At 67.1% G+C, this 5509-nt stretch carries 5 protein-coding genes and 1 pseudogene; 3 read left to right on the top strand and 3 right to left on the bottom strand.

Annotated elements, in window-relative coordinates; genetic code table 11:
• Positions 1-187 precede the first annotated feature (187 nt).
• The gene (locus tag VML93_RS27090; protein ID WP_325615341.1) at positions 188-529 is read left to right on the top strand and encodes a nuclear transport factor 2 family protein; all 342 of its coding nucleotides are present in this window, start codon (positions 188-190) and stop codon (positions 527-529) included.
• Here the strand turns inward: VML93_RS27090 and VML93_RS27085 are convergent.
• Entirely contained in the window at positions 510-1862 is a 1353-nt protein-coding gene (locus tag VML93_RS27085) for a dipeptidase (protein ID WP_325615340.1), read from the bottom strand. The two genes, VML93_RS27090 and VML93_RS27085, sit on opposite strands and share 20 nt — an antisense overlap.
• Before the next feature lie 26 nt (positions 1863-1888).
• Here VML93_RS27085 and macS point away from each other — a divergent pair, with 26 nt between their 5' ends.
• Positions 1889-3022 carry a MacS family sensor histidine kinase gene (gene macS, locus VML93_RS27080; RefSeq protein ID WP_325615339.1) on the top strand — a complete coding sequence of 378 codons (1134 nt, stop codon included), beginning with the start codon at positions 1889-1891 and terminating at the stop codon, positions 3020-3022.
• Complete coding sequence (locus tag VML93_RS27075; RefSeq protein WP_325615338.1) at positions 2992-3651, top strand: response regulator transcription factor; 660 nt, start codon at positions 2992-2994, stop codon at positions 3649-3651. The genes macS and VML93_RS27075 overlap by 31 nt, the downstream gene beginning before the upstream one ends.
• A 9-nt stretch (positions 3652-3660) precedes the next feature.
• Here the strand turns inward: VML93_RS27075 and VML93_RS27070 are convergent, their stop codons facing one another.
• Positions 3661-5274 carry a cytochrome b gene (locus tag VML93_RS27070; protein ID WP_414686455.1) on the bottom strand — a complete coding sequence of 538 codons (1614 nt, stop codon included), beginning with the start codon at positions 5272-5274 and terminating at the stop codon, positions 3661-3663.
• Between the two features lie 112 nt (positions 5275-5386).
• Positions 5387-5509 (bottom strand): annotated as a pseudogene (locus VML93_RS27065) (holo-ACP synthase); the annotation flags it as partial.

Here is a 5509-nt window from a genome sequence, read left to right as displayed (position 1 = left end):
TTTTGGGCGACGACAACACCGTGATCTACCACTCTGGCTCATCGACGATCAACAAGACTGGAAACAACAACGTCGTCGCTCAGCGCAGCCGTTAAAGACGCGGCGGGTCTTCTAGCCGGACCGGCATAAAATCGGACCGCGGTCCGTTTAGCGTGATGTGACTGCGCCTGAGCGAATTACCGATCTAATGCGTCGCAACCTTCAGGAGGTGTTCGGCGAGGGTGATCCGGTCCGCCGGCGCGCCGCGATCGAAGAGCTCTACACCGACGACTGCGTGCTCTACGTTCCGGACGCCGTCCTGATCGGACGCGAGGCAGTGGACAAATTCGCCGGAGAACTACGGGCGACGCACCCGCGATTCGTGTACACGCCCCATGGCGAGGCCCAAGCCCTGCACAACGGGGGAATTCTGGCCTGGGGCTCGGGCCCAAAAGGCGAGGCGCCGGAGTACACCGGGCTGGATGTCGCGGTTGTTCACGAGGGCAAGATCGCTGCCCTCTACGTCTTTCTCAATCCGAAACTCTCGTAACGGTCAGGTTGGCCAGCAGCAGCGCCTCGGCGATGGCGGCGCGCTCCAGCACGCCCAGGTGCAGGCTCTCGTTGACGCTGTGCGCCTGGGTTGCGGGGTCTTCCACGCCGGTGACGAGGATCTTCGCCTGCGGGAACGCGGCGGCGAACTCCGCGATGAACGGGATCGAGCCGCCCATCCCCATGTCGATCGGGTCGGCACCCCAGGCCTGCCGGAAGGCAGCCCGCGCGGCGTCGTAAACCGCGCCGGTGGCGTCGATGGCGTAGGGCTGACCTATCTCACCGCGGGTGACGGTCACCCGCGCGCCCCAGGGGGCGCTGCGCTGCAAATGGGTGGTCAACGCGGCCAGGTGCTCTTCCGCATCGCCGCCCGGCGCGACCCGCATGCTGATCTTGGCCCGCGCCCGCGGGATCAGCGTGTTCGACGATGACGCCACCGACGTGGTGTCGATGCCGATCACCGTGATCGCCGGCTTGGCCCACAGCCGCTGTGGCACCGAACCCCAACCGATTTCCGACACCCCGGCCAGCAGACCGGAGTTGTCACGCAGCCGCTCGTCCGGATACTCCGGGTAATTCAGTGCGGCCGTGTCGGTTTCGTGCAAACCGGCCACCGCCACGTTGCCGTCGTCGTCGTGCAGGCTGGCCAGCAGGCGCACCAGCGCGCTCAGCGCGTCGGGAACCGCCCCGCCCCACAGGCCGGAGTGCAGCCCGTGATCCAGGGTGGCGACCTCGACCACGCAGTCGACCAGGCCGCGCAGCGACACCGTCAGTGACGGGGTGTCGGTGCTCCAGTTGTCCGAGTCGGCGATGACGATGACGTCGGCGGCCAGCGCGTCGCGGTGGGCGGCCAGCAACCGCGCCAGCGACGGCGACCCGGATTCTTCTTCCCCTTCGACGAACACCGTGACACCCACCGGGGGCCGGCCGCCGTGGGCCCGAAACGCCGCCAAATGCGTTGCGATACCTGCCTTGTCGTCGGCACTGCCGCGTCCGTAGAGGCGCCCGTCGCGTTCGGTCGGCTGGAAAGGCGGCGAGGCCCACTGACCGCGGTCACCTTCGGGCTGCACGTCATGGTGCGCGTACAACAGCACGGTGGGCGCGCCGGGCGGCGCCGGATGCTGGGCGATGACGGCCGGCGCACCGCCTTCGCTGACGATGCGCACATCGCCAAAGCCCGCTTGCGACAACAGATCTGCGACGGCTTGCGCGCTGCGGTGCACCTGGTCGTGCCGGGCCGGGTCGGCCCACACCGATTCGATCCGCACCAGGTCCTCGAGATCGCGCCGCACCGACGGCAACACCTCGCGGACGCGGTCAACCAGATCATCCATGGGTTCGAGGCTACTAAGCTGGCTGCGTGCCGACCCACGGTCCTGACCCGGCCGCGCCGCTGTGGCGGGCGGCGCAGGTGTTCCGGCTGCTGAGTTGCCTTTACGCGCTGGGCTTCCAGATCGCCATCAACGAGGATCTGCGCCACCCGGTGACGGGCTGGTTGTTGTTCGGCGTGCTGATCGCCTGGAGCGCCGCCTGCGCGTTCGCCTACCTGCGTGGTTTCGGCCGCCGGCCGACCTGGGTGATCTCGGAAATCATCGTCGTGGTGCTGCTCATGGCGTCCAACCGCATCGTCGCCTCCCCGCAGTGGGCCGCCGACAACCAGACCTGGCCGACGACGTTGTGGGCCAGCAACCCCACGATTTCGGCTGCCCTGCAGTTCGGCCCGGCCGGCGGGATGCTGACCGGCCTGATAGTGATGGCCACCAATTTCGCGGTCAAGAACTACCTGACCTTCGACATGAGCCATAACGCGACCCTCATCATCGAGCTCGCGATCGGCCTGGCGGTGGGTATGGCCGCGCGAACCGCGCGTCGCGCTCACGAGGAATTGCAGCGAGCCACGCAGTTGTCCGCCGCACTGGAAGAGCGAGAGCGCCTTTCCCGTCAAGTGCACGACGGCGTCATCCAAGTGCTGGCACTGGTCGCCAAGCGAGGGCACGAAATCGGCGGTGCCACATCCGAATTAGCGGACCTGGCCAGCGAACAGGAACGCGCGCTGCGCCGCTGGATCACCTCCACCAGCCTCGATCAGGATCGAGACACCGAGACCGTGGACCTGCGCGCGCTGCTGCGCCGCCGGGAGGGCGACCGGGTGTCGATGAGCTTGCCGGGAACCGCGGTGCCGCTTGCGCGGCACGCCGCCGCCGAACTGGACGCTGCGGTGGGCAACGCCCTCGACAACGTGCGCTCACACGCCGGCCCGGACGCCCGCGCGTTCGTGCTACTGGAAGACCTGGGCGATTCGGTGACGGTGAGCGTTCGCGACGATGGGGTTGGCATCGGCGCCGGACGGCTGGCGGAAGCCGAAGGTCAGGGACGCCTCGGCATCTCGAAATCGATTGTGGGGCGGATGATGTCGCTGGGCGGCAACGCAGAACTTCGCACCGAGGTTGGAGAGGGGACCGAATGGGAACTGACCATGCCACGCCGACGGTGATGGTCGTCGACGATCATCCGATTTGGCGCGACGCGGTGGCCCGCGATCTCGCCGAGGACGGGTTCGACGTGGTCGCGACCGCCGACGGTGTGGCCGCGGCGAAACGCCGGGCGGCCGTGGTCAAGCCCGATGTGGTGCTGATGGACATGCAGTTGACCGACGGCACCGGCGTGCAGGCGACGACGGAGGTGCTCGAGGTGTCGCCGTCCTCACGGGTGCTGGTGCTGTCGGCCTCCGACGAACGCGACGACGTCCTGGAAGCCGTCAAGGCCGGGGCGACCGGATACCTGGTCAAGAGTGCGTCGAAGTCCGAGCTGAGTGAGGCCGTGCGGGCCACCGCGGCCGGACGCGCTGTGTTCACCCCGAGCCTGGCGGGGCTGGTCTTGGGCGAATACCGGCGCATCGCGCAGAGCCCGGACGCGGGCCCGGCCCGCCCCAGCCTCACCGAACGCGAGACCGAGGTGTTGCGATATGTCGCAAAAGGCTTGTCCGCCAAGCAGATTGCTGAGAGGCTATCGCTGAGCCACCGCACGGTGGAAAACCACGTCCAGGCGACGTTCCGCAAGCTGCAAGTCGCCAACCGGGTGGAGTTGACCCGCTACGCCATCGAGCACGGCCTCGACGAGTAGTGGCTCGGCCTACTTACCGCCGGCCCGCAGTGCGGTGAGGGCCCGACGCTCGGCGGCGTGTTCGGCCGCCGACAGCGGCGCGTCCTCCTCGGCCGGGTCGGCGAACAGGAAGCTGCCCGACCCGGGCTTACCCCCGGCACCGAGTCTGTTCATTCGCTTGGGAACGGGAGCGCCCTGGTAGTCGAGCGGAATCGGGTGGCCCTGGTCGTCGACGGGGCCCAGCGGTTGGTGCAGCTCGATGTAGGCGCCGTGCGGCAGCCGCTTGATGATGCCTGTCTCGACGCCGTGCTCGAGCACGGCGCGGTCGCTGCGCTGCAACCCGACACACCACCGATAGGTGATGAAGTAGACCAGCGGCGGCAGGATCACCATGCCGATGCGTCCGATCCACGTCGTCGCGTTCAGCGAGATATGGAACTTCAGCGCGATGATGTCGTTCATCGCCGCCAGCGTGAGGATCATGTAGAAGCTGATCGCCATGGCGCCGATGGAGGTGCGCACCGGCACATCGCGCGGCCGCTGCAGCAGATTGTGGTGGGCATAGTCGCCGGTGAACCGCTTCTCGAGGAACGGATAAACGATCAGCAGCACGAACACCAGGCCCATGAGCAGCGCGACCGCGACCGTCGCGGGCACCGTGTGGTGGCCGATGTAGAGCTCCCAACCCGGCCATAGGCGCTGCAGGCCGTCCGGCCACATCATGTAGAAGTCCGGCTGTGAACCGGCTGACACCTGTGATGGCTGGTAGGGGCCCAGATCCCAGATGGGGTTGATCTGCAGCAGCCCACCCAGCAGACCCAGGACGCCGGCGATGCACGCGAAGAAGGCACCGGACTTGACCGCGAACACCGGCATCACCCGCACGCCGACGACGTTGTGCTCGGTGCGCCCCGGGCCGGGGAACTGGGTGTGCTTCTGGAACCACACCAACGCCAGGTGCGCGCCGATGAGCGCCAGAATGATCGCCGGCAGCAGCAGCACATGCAATGCGTACAGCCGCGGAATCAAGGTGGTACCCGGGAAGTCACCGCCGAACAACGCCCAGTGCAGCCACGTGCCAATCACCGGTAAACCCAATGTGATTGACGACAGCGCGGCGCGCAGGCCGATCCCCGAGAGCAGGTCGTCGGGCAGTGAGTAGCCGAAGTAGCCCTCGAACATCGCCAGGATCAGCAGCAGCGAGCCGACGACCCAGTTGGCTTCTCGGGGCCTGCGGAACGCGCCGGTGAAGAAGACGCGGGCCAGGTGCACCATGATCGACGCGGCGAACATCAAAGCGGCCCAATGGTGGATCTGGCGGACGAACAGCCCACCGCGGACTTCGAAGGAGATGTCCAGCGCCGACTCGTAGGCGCGGGACATCTCGACGCCGCGCAACGGGGTGTAGGCGCCGTGGTAGGTGACCTCAGTCATGGATGGGTCGAAGAACAGCGTCAGGTACACACCGGTGATCAGCAGCACGATGAAGCTGTACAGCGCGATCTCGCCGAGCAGGAACGACCAGTGCGTCGGGAACACCTTGTTGAGCTGACGGCGCACCGCGGCCGACGGGTGATAACGGGCGTCCAGGGCATCCAAGCCCTGCGCCTGTCGAGCTGCGATATCCGTCAGGTTGAGGCTCACGGCGATCATCCCCTCGAGGCCGGATCCGCTCCATTGCGGGCCCGCTGTCTACTATCATCCGTAGTACCACACGACGTAGTAGTGCGCCAACTCCCTTTTACGTCTTCTCGGCCTACGTCTCGAGGATGGCGACCGCGGCCGCGGTGTCCCCTTCGTGGGTCAGCGACACATGGATCGTCACGTCGGCCAGATGCTTGGCGATCTCGCCGGTCAGCCGGACCCGCGGCCGGCCCCA

Source organism: Mycobacterium sp. (assembly GCF_035499775.1).
Classification (GTDB): Bacteria; Actinomycetota; Actinomycetes; order Mycobacteriales; family Mycobacteriaceae; genus Mycobacterium.
This window is presented reverse-complemented; position numbering and strand designations above follow the sequence as displayed.

What these genes read in the sequence shown, in the direction of transcription:
- VML93_RS27090 (WP_325615341.1), top strand. Translation starts at nt 188, where the DNA reads ATGCGTCGCAACCTTCAGGAGGTGTTCGGCGAGGGTGATCCGGTCCGC.
- VML93_RS27085 (WP_325615340.1), bottom strand. Translation starts at nt 1,862, where the DNA reads ATGGATGATCTGGTTGACCGCGTCCGCGAGGTGTTGCCGTCGGTGCGG.
- VML93_RS27075 (WP_325615338.1), top strand. Translation starts at nt 2,992, where the DNA reads ATGGGAACTGACCATGCCACGCCGACGGTGATGGTCGTCGACGATCAT.